The following is a 14143-nucleotide window of genomic DNA, read 5'->3' as shown; positions in this document are numbered from 1 at the left end:
AGTGTGTTGTCCCGTTTAGCTTAGGAAATACCAGATATCTCCAAATTTCAGCTTGCTGTAGGTAGCTAGCCCAGCGACGATCAGCGCGGCGAAGAGGATGCTCAGAAACCAGGCAAACAGCGGGGCTGTACGTTTTTGCATAACACCGGTACCATTGTTTTTTCTTTTGGTTCGCACAATGGTGCTGTCGACACCGATAGCGCAGAAGTTCTGATGGTAGATAGATTTACGCAGGGAGAACGCCGTTGGAGTATTACTCACGGATGGCCAGAATATGCGTCTCCATACCAAGTTATCTGGATTTATTGTTTCTTCCCTGTGCCGATTTTACTAAAGCTAAATCAACGCTACTACTGTAGCGCTGCCTTAGAATACTAAATTACTTCTGCGCACCGAATTTGTGAAGAACGCAGCACACTACTGATACGGCAATTTTCGAGGGAGTATTATTCCATATATAATTGAGTCTGTGAAGACAGTAGTGCCCCTTCCAATGACACTTGAGCCTAAAAATAGGGACGCGGTTGCATTGTGAGATAAACCTAAGGACTGTTTAAAGTTTGTGGTCATCAGAGGATGATCGTGATACTCACGACCGAAGTGTTTCAGACATTTGGAGCAAGTACCCGCCTCCCTCCTCTGTACCCAACCTTCAGCATTACAATCCCGGCCGACTTGGGTGGTGACTTTAGCGTAAGCTATTCATAGCCCCCCGCCTACCAAAGTGGTTTTGAATTCGGTGGTCATCAATCTTCGCAACTTTGTTCAAGGTTCTGGTATCTTTGCTCATTACTGAGGGTTTTCTTGTTGGTTAGATATTTGTTTGGCCACTTAAACAACTAGGCCACCGCACATTAAATTTGCTAAAGATAATCCACGTATATTCAAATACTTAGAGGGAACTGGATGTCAATACTCCTTCATCAGTTAATCGATTCGGCCGCCAATAACTGGCCAGACCGGGTAGCATTGGTTCACAAACAGGAGGAGTTCACCTACGCTTCTGTCAGATCAAAGGTCGATACGGTCGCATCGGGCCTTTTGGCGCTGGGTCTCAGCCCCTCGGAGCGCGTGGCTGTCTATCTCCCCAAACAACCGCAAACCGTATTCGGGCTGTTTGGGGCTTCCCGGGCCGGAGGCGTGTTTGTTCCGATCAATCCCCTGCTAAAACCGCACCAGGTGGCCTATATCCTTAAAGATTGCAATGTCCGCATACTGATCACATCGACCGATCGACTCAACCTGCTCGCCGAGGTCCTGCCTGAGTGTCATGACCTGCGCAGTGTGGTGGTGTCGGGAAACCCGGAAAGTAAGCGACCGATGCTCCCGGCAGTGAATATCCTGCACTGGGGTGAAGCATTCTCCGGCGAGGATGGCGGGCGGAAGGAAGGCCATCGCCGTATCGATAGTGACATGGCCGCCATACTCTATACCTCCGGCAGTACAGGGAATCCGAAGGGTGTTGTACTCTCACACCGCAATATGATTGCCGGGGCCGAAAGCGTTGCCGAATACCTGGGGAACAGACCCGATGACAGGCTGCTGGCGGTGCTACCGTTCAGCTTCGACTACGGTCTCAGCCAGATGACCACCGCCTTCCATGTCGGCGCCCGGGTCGTGCTGATGGATTACCTGTTGCCGCGGGACGTAATTCGTGCGGTCGAGCGTTACAGGATTACCGGTCTGGCCGCCGTCCCCCCGCTATGGAACCAGTTGGCGCAACTGGAGTGGCCCGAGGTCACCGCCAGATCACTCCGCTACATCACTAATTCCGGCGGCGCCATGCCCAAAACTACCACCCGCAACCTGCAGCAGGCGCTTCCTTCTACCGATATCTACCTGATGTACGGATTGACCGAGGCCTTTCGCTCCACCTATCTGCCACCTGACCAGGTGAACATCCGGCCGGAATCGATGGGCAAGGCAATACCAAACGCCGAGATACTGGTGGTACGCGAGGACGGTTCCGAATGCGCGCCGGGTGAACCGGGCGAACTGGTGCACCGCGGCGCACTGGTCGCACAGGGATACTGGAACGACCCGGAAAAGACCGCTGAGCGCTTCAGGCCCTGCCCCGGACAGGCAGCCGAGATCCCGTTAACCGAGATCGCGGTCTGGTCAGGGGATCAGGTGAAGCGGGATGAAGAGGGCTATCTCTACTTTATCAGCCGCAAGGACGAGATGATCAAGACCTCCGGTTACCGGGTCAGCCCCACGGAAGTCGAAGAGGTGGTCTACGGCTGCAAACTGGCCAGCGAGGTGGCGGCCCTGGGCATCCCCCATCCGACATTGGGCCAGGCCATACTATTGCTCGTGACGGATGCGGGTACTGAAACGGAAGAAAGCATCCTGCAGCAATGCCGCAAGGCGTTGCCCAATTTCATGGTGCCACAGGCGGTACTGATACGAGAAAGTCTGCCCAGAAATCAGAACGGAAAAATCGACAGGAAATCCCTTGCCCAGCAGTACCGGGAGTTGTTTCAGGAGAGTGAGTTGACATGAAGGCAACACCCAGGCACGAGACAATGGCGCAATTTCCGGTGCAGGATAACCAACTCCAGATCGGCGGCATCCCGCTCTCAACACTCGCGGCGCGGGTAGGTCAGACCCCGTTCTATGCCTATGACCGCCAGCTGATATCGGCAAGGGTTTCGGCACTTCGCGCGATCCTCCCGGACACTATCCATCTGCACTACGCCATCAAGGCCAACTCCATGCCCGCGGTGGTACAGCATTTGTCGGCAATTACCGATGGCCTTGATGTCGCATCCCTTGGCGAGATGAAAATCGCACTGGATACTGGTGTATCCCCCGGCAACATCAGTTTTGCCGGTCCAGGCAAAACCGACAAGGAGTTAACGGCTGCTGTTGCGGCCGGTGTGATTATCAACATGGAGTCGGAGGGCGAGATGGAGCGCGTTGCCAATATCGGCAATGCACTTTCGATTCGGCCCAGGGTATCGATCAGGGTCAATCCAGATTTCGAACTCAAGACCTCCGGCATGAAGATGGGTGGTGGCCCAAAACCCTTTGGTATAGATGCCGAGCGGGTTCCCGAGGTGCTGCGGAGAATTGGTTCATTGGAACTGGATTTCAGGGGCTTTCATATCTTCAGCGGATCGCAAAACCTCAGGCCGGAAGCACTGATCGAGGCGCAGACAAAGACCTTTGAACTGGCCTGGCGTTTATCGGAACACGCACCCTCCCCGATTGAATGGCTGAATATTGGTGGTGGTTTCGGCATTCCTTACTTCCCTGGAGAGAAGGCGCTCGACCCTGCCCCCGTCGCGGAGAATTTGCAAACCCTTCTGAACAACTATGCTCCAAGGTTGCCAGAGGCGGAGATAGTCATTGAACTGGGCCGCTACCTGGTTGGCGAAGCCGGCATCTATGTCTGCGAAGTGATTGATAAAAAAGTCTCCCGGGGCGAGACCTTTGTCGTTACCAATGGGGGACTGCATCACCACCTCGCCGCATCGGGTAACTTCGGCCAGGTGATCAGAAAGAATTATCCCGTCTGCGTCGGCAACCGGGTGTCATCGGGTACAACCGAAGTCGTGAGCATCGTCGGGCCACTCTGTACACCATTGGATATTCTGGCCGGCAAGATGGAACTGCCCGTGATGGAAATCGGCGACCTGGTGGTTATCTACCAGTCTGGGGCCTATGGGCTGAATGCCAGCCCACAGGATTTCCTAAGCCACCCACACACCGTTGAGGTGCTGCTATAGTTGGAGCCGTGGATGCATGCACTATTGTTTATTTACTCGGCCTCAGCCTTGTTACCGGGAAGGTCTCCCTGGTAACTGGTCAGGCCCAAGTCCAGCCGCTTTTCGACTCTTGAAGAATTGATTTCCCTCTGACAGGTCGGGGACATGATCCTCCCCATCAAACCGGAAGCGCCCGGTAGTCTCGATGATCCGGTTGCCAGAAACCACGAGTTTTTCTATCGGTGCACGCCAGGTAAAAAAGCGGTTAAAGCCATAGTTGAAAGCGGGTTCATCTTCCGACTCATCCCGGTCAAAAATAACCCAGTTATTGGTAATTGAGACATTGGAGGGCCGCACACTACCACCACAGTTTTTTGCCTCGGTACCCACACTGATCAGGTCGATATTGTCTGTCCGTTCGCCTTGTTGCAGGACACTTTCGTGTACCGAAAGGTGCCCCCCACAAGGGAAGTCAATCAGGCGTGAGTGCCTGCCATCAAGTCCAGCTATCACCGTGTTAACAATCTCTGTTTCTGTGGCCCGACTCTTGAACAAGTGCCCCTTGCCGAAAGAGCGCCTGATGACGCTGTTCTCCACCACTACCTTGTCGATATCACCCGCGTAAAATCCATGTCCCAGGGTTTTCGAACGATCATCCAGGCCGCTGTTTTCGATCAGGCTGTTTGTCAAACGAAGAGTCCCCCCTCTGTTGTCAGTTATGATCCCTATCACGGTGTTTTTGATCACGGCGTGATCAACGGTCAGATCAAACCCCTTACCCTCCGCCTTGATACCGGCGCAATTCCCACCCAGACAGTCTGCTTGTATCCCGTCGGCATTGAGATTTGTAATTTTCACCTGGCATCCATTGCAGGAGACATTCACTATTCCCTTGCGATTTGCAATCCCTCTGATGGACACTCCCGTGAGATCGACAGTCATCGACCTGTTGATATAAAGCCCCTGGCCATAGATCCCGGCCGGCACTTTCAATACACCACCGGTTACTGTCTTTTTCACTAGTTCACCCAGGTTGAACGGTGCGTAATTGACCGGTTTCATCTGTGGAGGATGCTTATATATCCAGAAGCCCGTTTCATGGGACGAAATGCCGGCATACAAATCGTAATCCTTCAGATAGACCCATTTTCCATACACCCGAACATCCCCGCGCTGGGGCCCCTGTTTCATCCAGTTGTAGTGACGCCATCCAGGATTCTTCGCATCCGGACTGAACATGAAGATATTCCATCGCCCGTCCCATGAAACCAGGTCGCCATCCCGGTTAATTGCAATTGATTTCCCGTGGGGAATTATCTGTTTGTGGGTATGTATCAGTTGGCCGGTACTGGCATCAAACTGTAACAATGACTTTTTGTGAATGGACCATATCTGATTGCGTTTTTCATCATATACCTTGAGACCATCCCCCCAGTCTGCCTGACCCATAAATGATTTTGCGCTCTGGATATCGGCATTGATCGGGTCATAAACGACAGCCCTGTTCTTTGAGCCCAGTAAAATGCTTCCATCCGTTAACTCAGCTGAAACGGGATAACTCTGATGTACATTCTTTTGCTTCAGTTCCTCGTAACCGAAGACTTTTCGCCATTTAAGTGGCGCAAGTCCATTTCGCTCACCCGACACTGATGGATTAAATTCGTACCAGCCAAACCCGACTCTCCGATCACCCCATACCAAGGGACTGTTTTTATACTCGTCCTCCTTGTCCTCAAGGCATGAACCATTGGCCGCTCCGTAGGTATAGAGGAACACCGTTTTCGTCTTTTTGCTGAATAGAATACCGTCATAGGTATGTGAACTCCCGGGTACCTTTTCCGGGTCTGGCATCCAGCAAAGTCGTCTCCAGGGTTTATTCTTTCTGGCGCCATAATCATGCAGTACATATAGCTGATCCAGTGGGGATGGATCGGTCAGTCGCTTCCACTGACCCTTCTTAAGATCAAACCGATAGACCTCATTTCCCCCATAGTCCGCATGTCCTCCACCAAAAAAATAGAGATAGAGATTGTCTTCATCAAAAGCCGCGCTGTTCCAGGCGGTCAAGATCGACTTCCCGCCCGTTCTCATGCGGATTCTCTTACTCAGATTCTCCGGCCACACGGAAGAAATGGAGGGGTGCTTGTCATTCACCCTTATTTCACACCAGCCCCCCTGCTGCTCCAGTTTCTTCGCGCAATCATCCAGGTTAACCCCGATGGCGAGTGCAGGCAGCTGCTGTTCATCGGCCAAAACATTGTGTGGTGCGGCATAAAGACAACAGGTAAGAATAATAACGAGGCAATTACCAGGAAATTGACCGGAACCAGGCATAGATTGACACCTTCCCTTGTGTTAAAGAATTTCACTCCACATAACGCACCCCATATATTTACTGAAATCCGCCACACAGTTCAGGCGTACGCAGGATGACACTCATCCAGAAACAACCTACTTATTGCTATGATTTCAGGTGACCATTCGATTTAGTCATCGACTGGAGCGGTTCGAATGGCCTCTGAAGGGCGAACCTTTGACGCACAATGCGCAGTAATGATCGTCGTCCATGATCAGAAAGCATAAACCGGGAAAAGCAAAACACTGTTGTAAATCGGTAGTTCTACAGAGTGTGACGAGTAAATAAGATTAGCATAAATTTTCTAACAGAATATTGCATAAAACCGGTCCCGGGCTCCATTGAGTATAGCCAAGCCAGCCGCCATTGAATCGATCTACCACGCCTTCAGCCAAGATTCTGTGCGCTGGATGGCCTGCTCCAGCCATTCATGGCGAGAAAAGGTGTGATCCGACGCCTCCAGGTGGAACTGTTCAAAACGCGACTCACCCAGAAGACCTTTGAAGCCTCGTGATGCCTCAACCGCGTCCTTGAATTCAGCAGCCGTCAGATCATTCCCGCTCAGGATAAACAGAACCTGGCCCTTGAACTCTCGCAAAGACTGCTCCAGTCGGATCGCCAGACTAACAGCCGGGATGTTGGGTTGCGTGTCACCGCTCCCCTGTTCACCACCTGTTGCGATTTTCAGGTTGCTCTGAAGCGAACTCGCTGATTGCGCAATATCCAGTTGACCCCGCAGAACTTTCCTCCAGAATCCCAGAGATAGAATTCGCTTGATATAGTAGTGCTTCAAAAAGGCCCTGGCTTCGCCCTCTTCGCTCCGAACCCAGGGATTCGCCAATACCAGGCCAGCCACTCTGGGGTCGCTGGCCGCATAGAAAGATGCTGCAGTGGCCGCATCACATAACCCCCAGATCACCACCTCCTCTACCCCGGACATACTCGACTGCAGGGAATCAATGGCGGCTGCTATATCATCCTGAATATTTTCGAATCCGGTATAGTCACCCTCACTATCCCCCATACCCCGATAGTCAAATCGGAAAACGGGGTATCCGGATTTCGCCAGTTTTCTTGACAGCAGAACGAACTCCCGATGACTTCCAACCCGATATTGCGGGCCACCTACGACCACGAGCAATGCACGCCTGCTTTCAGACGAAGGATTGTGCAGAACAGCAACCAAGTGTTCGCCCCGGCAATCGAAGGTAAGTGGTCTCTCGTCATCCGTGGCAATCTCCCGTTCAGCAGGTGATTGCACGGGTGTCGAACCAAGGCCGGCATGTATCAACAGATCCGTCGTGCAGCCAATCAGGTGCGGAGCGGTCGCGAGTTCCTGGGTTGTCCAAAACGGCTCGCCCACAATAGCTTCCGAACGCACGGAACAACCGGCTTCCTGCCATCTGGAGAGCAGCTTTTGTGACTGAAGATTCAGCGGCTTCTCGGGTGCAGCTACGACCTCCAGCCAATTCACTTGAGTCCTGCTGATCGTCTCAGCGGGAATATCATTCATTGATTGCGCCGAGAGTTGTTCATAGAGTGCGGGAGAGAGTCCATAACCTGCCACTTCCAATCGCTCTCCAGCCGACAGGATCTGCTTGAGATCTGCCATGCTCTCGCCATTCCCGGTCATCATTCCTGCCGCTAGCCGGAGCCTGAGAAACTGGGCTATCGCCTGATTTCCGTTAATCACCGGCTGCCAGAGCGACAGCCGACGGACTAATTCGGGTGCGGTTTTTAGCATATCCACCGCAAGCAAAGCACCAACTCTTAGCCCCCACAGCGTAATCTCTGTCGCGCCAAGTGCTTCAATCCGTTGTAAAAGAAAACGCACATCCTGCTTCCAGCATATCCAGTCCGCCTGGCTGAAGTCACCATCGCTGTCTCCTGTCCCAAACAGGTCTGCCACCAGGACGCCGTGCCCCTGTAGAGCCAGTTGCCTGGCCTGCCAACTGACCATGTGACGGGATTTGTTCATCTCCTCGGCAAAGGCAGGAAGATGCAGAACCCACGAGGTGGGAAGTCGATCTCCAGGAGGCATGAAGGTAAGAGTGAAAAGTCGACCCGACGGGCCTTGGATAAATTCTGGATGCATGGCCAGTTGTTCTATCAACCGGCGACTTTTTCTATGACGAATTCGTGGAGCGAGCCTATAGTCTCGAAAATCTCGGCACTGACCTCATCATCATCGACCACAATCCCAAAGTTATCCTCGATTGCGGTAATGACGGACACCACCGCCATCGAGTCGAACTCCGGTACACTCCCAAGCAGCTGTGTTGAACTATCGAAACCGTCAACACTGTCTCCAAGTTGCAGAACCGATCCGATGATCTCCTTGACCTGTTCAATCGTCACCATCAAAAATCTCCATTTATACTCAATAATTCAGATAGTTATATTTATTCTGCCAAGCCGGGCCTTGAACCTGCCATGAACAGCCATTTTACAACCGTTCTTCCCCCATCTCTATCACGATGAGCACATTTGCCTGCAAATATATGATTCCTCTATACTCAGCCGACCATTCCCCTGGATAAAAAATCCCATTCATGAGCGGCCGTTGACATGGAAGTAGAAAGCAATATTGGTGTTAGCCTGTCGTCAAGTGAGCCGGTGAACACGATTATTCCAGGCTCTGTCCCACTTTCGCTGGGATCCTTTCTGGGTGGTCGCAGCAAAAAACCAAGTATTCTGGATAGCCAGAGAGTTGTTTACCTGACTAGTGGACGAATGGCAATCGCACAGGCCTTGATGCTGAACCGGATTTGCGAGGGAGACGAGGTACTGGTACCCGCCTATCATTGCAGTTCCATGATTGCGCCCGTCAAACATTCCGGCGCAAAGTCCGTTTTCTACCGGATACTGCCGGATATGAGTATCGACCTTGAGGATATCGAGCAGAAACTGAATGACAAGACGCGACTTCTTCTGGTAGCACACTACTTTGGATTCCCACAGCCGATCAATGCATTGCAGAAACTATGTACCGACAAGGGCATCGTATTGCTGGAAGATTGCGCACATGCCCTCTTCAGCAACTATCAGGGTAAACCTCTCGGAAGCTTTGGCGACTATGCCGCCGGCAGCCTGATGAAGTTTTTTCCTGTCAATGATGGTGGCGTTCTCACAGCCAACACAGCCCACAATCTCCAGGTGCAAACAGAGCCGGGCGGGCGCGAATTCGAGCTGCGATGCGCACTTAACACCCTGGAAAAATCTTTCATCTACAACAGACTGAAAACTCTCGAGCTACTGCTGTGGATTCCACTCAAGATAAAAAACCTGCTGTGGAGGTGGTTGAAATCTCAACGCGGAGAGTCCCATGCCGAGAGTTCTCCGGCCGCATCAGATGGTGGATTTGATTTCCAGCCGAGGTGGATCAACACCCGTATATCTGCTTTCTCTCTACGGATCTCCAGAATGGTATCCACCAATCGCATCATAGACAGAAGAAGCAGCAACTATCGATGGTTGTCCAATGCGCTGGCCGACATACCAAACTGCCGTCGTCTCCATCCTGAATTGCCTGAAGGGGTCGTGCCCTATATATTTCCAATCATCATCGACCAGGTTGATCCTGCTTTCATCAACTTGCGAAGAATGGGCGTTCCCCTTCTGAGGTGGGAGTTTCTGGATGAAGAGGTGGATAGTAATACCTGTAAAAACAGTCACTATTACAGTCGTCACCTGGTACAGATACCCTGCCATCAGGAGCTTCATCAAGCGGAACTCGAATGGATGGTGGATAATATCCGGCATGAGTTGTCACGCCATAATCAGACGGGTTAATGGGTACGAAAATCCTGTCTGCCAACTTTGAACAACAAGGAACAGCTTCATGACATGGCAACTCTATCCTGCCGGTGATTTCGGCAGATACCGTGAACAGTGGGATGAACTCAATGGTCAGGGTCCGAAAAGCCCTGTACTCGACTCCGCATTCATAGCTTATTCCCTGGAAGAATTGGGCAGCGGAAAAGAGATCCTGGCAATTCACCAGGAATCCGACACCATCAACGCCATGACTGTGGTCTATAAATCAAAATTTGGTGTATGGGACACGTTCCAACCCTCTCAGGCTCCCCTCGGGGCATGGATTAACAATTCTGGGAACGAGTTACAGGATCTCATGAAGACCTTGTCAACTGAACTTCCGGGAATCGTACTGAAACTTGGTCTCACCCAGCAAGACCCATCTATCTATCCACGCCCGGCAGATCAGGGTTGTATCTCCACCATGGACTATATAGAAACCGCAACGGTCGATACCTCTGGCAGTTTTGACGACTACTGGTCCTCCAGAGGGAAAAACCTCCGCCACAACCTGAAACGCCAGAGAAATCGCCTGCAAAAAGAAGGGATTGAAACACACCTCAACATCATTCGGGACCGTGATCATGTCAGGGATGCCATTGAGGCCTACGGTAAGCTGGAATCTGCGGGCTGGAAGGGAGAAGAAGGCACGGCGATTGAGATCAACAACTCACAAGGCAAATTCTATGTTGCCCTGATGGAAGATTTCTGCAACAGAAAACTGGGGTCCATTTACCAATACTTCTACAATAATGAACTGGTTGCGAGTGATCTTTGTATCGAGCAGGCAGGTGTCTTCGTCATACTCAAAACCACCTACGACGAGAGCATATCGACCAGTTCACCGGCATTCCTGATGCGGCAGGATACTTTTCAGCAGGTATTCAATAATAAACAGATCAGGTCGATTGAGTTCTATGGAAAAATGATGGACTGGCATACCAAGTGGAGTCATGACTCCCGTATGCTCTACCATGTGAACTGCAAGAAGTTTTAGCCTTCCATCTCTTCTAGAAATTCGAGAGAAGCGCTGCTACGGTATGACAGAGTTAACGAGACTCATGCGCCGTTACCCTAGGGAAGGATATATGCTGAGTAGTATCTCATCGACTATCAAGTGGAAGGCATTTTCCATGCTGAATAGATTGGCAGATGTCAGAAGTCAAACATCTGCAGAGCCCGGCATATACCCCCCAACCAATTACTCTGATAGCGCTGGCGACCTGATCTGGGTTTTCTGCTCCACTATTGGTGAATTAAACGCCTGTCTGCCGTTTATTAAATCACTCGAACTACGTGGGCAGCTTGTTCTGATAACAGACCGCCACTGCTACCGCGAGAGCTATCAAAAGCACTTCGGTAATGCCTATGTCGTAGAACTGACAGGGCGCACGACGGATGGCTCTTACCTGACAGCACAGTTACCACCTTCCCTATTCTTTGTCTGTGAAATACCGGCAATGCCATGTGATGCTCCCTGCCGGCTCTCGTATGGGTTGCTCCACCAGGCAAAGTCCGTCGGAGCCCGCGTTCATCTGGTAAACGCCTGGCTGTACGATTATGCTCCAGCCTGTAGAATGGATAGTCTCGAGGTCCGTCTGTTCCGCAAGGAGTACCTCGACTCATTCGATTCCATCGGGGTCCAGAACGAAAATATCAGATCCAGGCTCATCCAGGCTGGTGCAAGAGAAGAGCGCATCTCCATTACCGGGAACATGAAGTTCGATTCACTGTGGGATGAGAATATCAGGATAACTGACGAGACGAGCAGACCGATCCTCTCCTATCTGGAGAACAGCAATTCACCCATTGTAGTTGCGGGATGTCTGGCAGATATTGATGAATGCTATATTCTAATTGATGCCATCCGTGCGATCAGGATATCCCATCCGGATATCCGGTTTATCATTGCTCCCAGGCACCCGGAAAACCAGTGTTTCATGCAGTCACTCACAGAGAAGCTGGAACAGTCAGGACTGGTTTATAAGATGAAGTCAAAGCTGAGCACGGCTGATCTGGCCGGAAACGATCTTCTCCTGCTGGATACTTTTGGAGAACTGAAAAGTTTCTACTCTATCGCCACCATCTGTTATGTAGGTTGCAATCACAATGTTCTGGAGCCACTTGCATTTGGAAAACCTACCATTGTCTCCGGGGAGTGGAACCCACTCTATCCGAGTTACCCTGTGTATCAGCTAACCCGGGACAAAAAACTTATCATGCACGTTGACAAATCCGAAGGGATAAGTCGCAAAATTATTGAATACGCCACCAAGAATGCTTCAGAAGAAGGGCGTTCCAAACAGATTTTCGCACAACTCAAATCACTTTCCGGGGCAGTTGAGAGGACACTGAAAACCACTCAACTAGCCAGTTACCAGTAAACAACCAACCCGTACCGAATATCTCCCCTAAAGAATAATAAATATGAATAAAAAAGTGCTCCTGATCGCCTACCATTTCCCACCTGTAGCAGTAAGCAGTGGTGTGCACCGCATAGTTTCCCTGGCCAATGCCATGAAGCAACATAACTGGGATGTAGCCATCCTGAGTGCCAGTGAATGGACCTATGAAAGAACGGACAGCGGAACACTGAAAGATATTGATCCCGAAATACGGGTTATCCGTGCCCTGGCTTTCGATACAGCCAAACAACTCTCCATAAAGGGCAAGTATCTTCAATGGATGGCGCTCCCAGATAATCTGCAGTCATGGATCATCTTTGCGGTAATCCGTGGCTTGGCCCATATTGTTAGAAATCGACCGAACCTGATAATCTCCACCTACCCCATCGCCTCTGCGCACCTGATCGCCATCATTCTCAACCGTCTGACCGGCATCCCCTGGATTGCGGATTTCAGGGATCCTATGGCGCAACCCGGCTATCCCAGTGATCCAACCAAGTGGAAAGTATTCAACTGGATTGAGAAGACGGCAGCACGTCGTGCCACACAGTTGGTATTTGCCACTCCGGGTGCACTTGATGAGTACAGGATGCGCTATCCCAAGGTGGAGAGTGGGAAATGGCTACTGGTCACCAATGGCTATAATGAAAAGCAGTATGCCGGCCTGGTTCCAAGGCCGACCAAGGACGGGAAAATCAGGATGGTCCATTCCGGGCTTGTCTATATTCATGAACGAAACCCCAGACAACTCTTTGAGGCCATCAGCAAGCTCAAAACCGACTCCCGTATCTCGGAAGATAGTTTCGAACTTACGCTACGGGCCAGTGGACATGAAGACACCTATTCATCCTGGCTGAGAGAGTTGGGAATAGACGATATCGTCAAGTTAAAGCCCTCTATTCCATATCAGGAGGCATTGCAGGAGATGCTTGATGTGGATGGATTGCTTCTATTGCAGGGCAAAGGATGTAACCAGCAGATACCAGCCAAGGCCTATGAGTATCTCAGGGCGCAGAAACCGGTGTTAGCCTTGACTGATGAGACGGGTGATACGGCCAGGTTGTTGGTGAAAAATAATGTAGCCCATATTGCACCGCTCGATAATGTGGAGCATATATGCAAAACCATAATGCAATTTATTGATGATACAAGAAAACAATCGATTACTAGTTCTAACTCCCCTGACATCACACGTTATTCCAGAGAAAATATTTCGATAAATTGGGTTACTAACATGGATAAATTAGTACGCAACATTTAGAGTCGCCAATAGGGAATCAGTAAAATCCTTGCCATTAGGCGACGAATAACGGGATCCAGGATATGCGCGAAAAATCGAAGCATACAAATAAGAGTAGCCATGCGGTATAAGATTGTAAGTGCCAGCTGGTGTCATCGAAAAAATATAGGTATCCGGTATTGGCAGGTGAAGTGAGCCATGGCTGCCGGGAGTTACTTCGAGAAATAGCGCGGAGTAAAGAGATGATGATCTTAGCCAGATTGATCAATCGAGATCACGTGCATCTAGTAATAGTGATACCGCAACAGATGTCGGTATCAAAAGCGGTCTAGTTTCTGATGGCAAAGAGTTCGTATAAGCTGCTGTCCGAATATAGTCACTTTAGTAAATGATATTGGGGTCAGCACCTATGGTGCGAATGTGATTAACGAAGTATAAAAGGAATATATCAAGATCCAAGCACCGCTAGATCCGAACGACGATTTTCATGTCGTGTGGCGACATCCATCAGTCGAATGTTCGATCAATTCGCTTTTTAACTGTAACTAGACGTGACCAGCTTTAGCCAGTGGTGTATTCAATTGGTCCTGAATTGGGACAACAGTGAATTTTCATC

The 14143-nt window shown here is 50.6% G+C and carries 11 protein-coding genes; 7 read left to right on the top strand and 4 right to left on the bottom strand.

Annotated features, from left to right (window positions below; translation table 11 throughout):
- Positions 1–15: 15 nt before the first annotated feature.
- A complete protein-coding gene (locus tag A3GO_RS26665; protein WP_281179364.1) occupies positions 16–141 on the bottom strand; it encodes a hypothetical protein in 126 nt (41 codons plus the stop codon).
- Positions 142–906: 765 nt separating this feature from the next.
- Here A3GO_RS26665 and A3GO_RS0105040 point away from each other — a divergent pair.
- Positions 907–2502: an acyl-CoA ligase (AMP-forming), exosortase A system-associated gene (locus A3GO_RS0105040; protein WP_029132474.1), complete on the top strand. Its 1596-nt coding sequence runs from the start codon at positions 907–909 to the stop codon at positions 2500–2502.
- Positions 2499–3731: a pyridoxal-dependent decarboxylase, exosortase A system-associated gene (locus A3GO_RS0105035; RefSeq protein WP_084609792.1), complete on the top strand. Its 1233-nt coding sequence runs from the start codon at positions 2499–2501 to the stop codon at positions 3729–3731. Before A3GO_RS0105040 ends, A3GO_RS0105035 begins: the two co-directional genes overlap by 4 nt.
- A gap of 51 nt (positions 3732–3782) precedes the next feature.
- On the opposite strand, the gene A3GO_RS0105030 is transcribed toward A3GO_RS0105035, so the two are convergent.
- The 3 genes from A3GO_RS0105030 to A3GO_RS0105020 all read right to left on the bottom strand — a co-directional run bounded on the left by A3GO_RS0105030 (position 3783) and on the right by A3GO_RS0105020 (position 8427).
- On the bottom strand, positions 3783–5801 hold the full coding sequence (locus A3GO_RS0105030; RefSeq protein WP_169720366.1) for a Kelch repeat-containing protein: 2019 nt from the start codon (positions 5799–5801) through the stop codon (positions 3783–3785).
- Positions 5802–6442: 641 nt separating this feature from the next.
- Positions 6443–8161, bottom strand: coding sequence for a hydrolase 1, exosortase A system-associated (locus A3GO_RS25670; protein WP_084609790.1), 1719 nt, complete (start codon positions 8159–8161; stop codon positions 6443–6445).
- A 14-nt stretch (positions 8162–8175) separates the two neighbouring features.
- Positions 8176–8427 (bottom strand): acyl carrier protein, encoded by a 252-nt coding sequence (locus tag A3GO_RS0105020; RefSeq protein ID WP_029132470.1) that lies wholly within the window; start codon positions 8425–8427, stop codon positions 8176–8178.
- 207 nt (positions 8428–8634) lie between these two features.
- Here A3GO_RS0105020 and A3GO_RS0105015 point away from each other — a divergent pair, with 207 nt between their 5' ends.
- The 5 genes from A3GO_RS0105015 to A3GO_RS26820 all read left to right on the top strand — a co-directional run bounded on the left by A3GO_RS0105015 (position 8635) and on the right by A3GO_RS26820 (position 13859).
- Entirely contained in the window at positions 8635–9858 is a 1224-nt protein-coding gene (locus A3GO_RS0105015) for an aminotransferase class I/II-fold pyridoxal phosphate-dependent enzyme (RefSeq protein WP_037374694.1), read from the top strand.
- A gap of 49 nt (positions 9859–9907) precedes the next feature.
- The gene (locus tag A3GO_RS22625) at positions 9908–10879 is read left to right on the top strand and encodes a GNAT family N-acetyltransferase (RefSeq protein WP_037374737.1); all 972 of its coding nucleotides are present in this window, start codon (positions 9908–9910) and stop codon (positions 10877–10879) included.
- A gap of 91 nt (positions 10880–10970) precedes the next feature.
- Positions 10971–12266, top strand: a complete 1296-nt coding sequence (locus A3GO_RS25665; protein WP_169720365.1) for a 3-deoxy-D-manno-octulosonic acid transferase — start codon at positions 10971–10973, stop codon at positions 12264–12266.
- Positions 12267–12309: 43 nt separating this feature from the next.
- Positions 12310–13548: a glycosyltransferase gene (locus A3GO_RS22620; protein ID WP_051301853.1), complete on the top strand. Its 1239-nt coding sequence runs from the start codon at positions 12310–12312 to the stop codon at positions 13546–13548.
- Positions 13549–13673: 125 nt separating this feature from the next.
- A complete protein-coding gene (locus A3GO_RS26820; protein WP_394707571.1) occupies positions 13674–13859 on the top strand; it encodes a transposase in 186 nt (61 codons plus the stop codon).
- The last annotated feature ends 284 nt before the right edge of the window (positions 13860–14143 follow it).

The organism is Sedimenticola selenatireducens DSM 17993, assembly GCF_000428045.1.
GTDB classification, from domain to species: domain Bacteria; phylum Pseudomonadota; class Gammaproteobacteria; order Chromatiales; family Chromatiaceae; genus Sedimenticola; species Sedimenticola selenatireducens.
Note: the sequence above shows the minus strand (reverse complement) of the source record. Positions and strands in the feature narration are given on the sequence as shown.

What these genes read in the sequence shown, in the direction of transcription:
- A3GO_RS0105020 (WP_029132470.1), bottom strand. Translation starts at nt 8,427, where the DNA reads ATGGTGACGATTGAACAGGTCAAGGAGATCATCGGATCGGTTCTGCAA.
- A3GO_RS26665 (WP_281179364.1), bottom strand. Translation starts at nt 141, where the DNA reads ATGCAAAAACGTACAGCCCCGCTGTTTGCCTGGTTTCTGAGCATCCTC.
- A3GO_RS0105030 (WP_169720366.1), bottom strand. Translation starts at nt 5,801, where the DNA reads ATGAGAACGGGCGGGAAGTCGATCTTGACCGCCTGGAACAGCGCGGCT.
- A3GO_RS25670 (WP_084609790.1), bottom strand. Translation starts at nt 8,161, where the DNA reads ATGCATCCAGAATTTATCCAAGGCCCGTCGGGTCGACTTTTCACTCTT.
- A3GO_RS25665 (WP_169720365.1), top strand. Translation starts at nt 10,971, where the DNA reads ATGCTGAGTAGTATCTCATCGACTATCAAGTGGAAGGCATTTTCCATG.
- A3GO_RS0105040 (WP_029132474.1), top strand. Translation starts at nt 907, where the DNA reads ATGTCAATACTCCTTCATCAGTTAATCGATTCGGCCGCCAATAACTGG.
- A3GO_RS22620 (WP_051301853.1), top strand. Translation starts at nt 12,310, where the DNA reads ATGAATAAAAAAGTGCTCCTGATCGCCTACCATTTCCCACCTGTAGCA.
- A3GO_RS0105035 (WP_084609792.1), top strand. Translation starts at nt 2,499, where the DNA reads ATGAAGGCAACACCCAGGCACGAGACAATGGCGCAATTTCCGGTGCAG.
- A3GO_RS0105015 (WP_037374694.1), top strand. Translation starts at nt 8,635, where the DNA reads ATGGAAGTAGAAAGCAATATTGGTGTTAGCCTGTCGTCAAGTGAGCCG.
- A3GO_RS22625 (WP_037374737.1), top strand. Translation starts at nt 9,908, where the DNA reads ATGACATGGCAACTCTATCCTGCCGGTGATTTCGGCAGATACCGTGAA.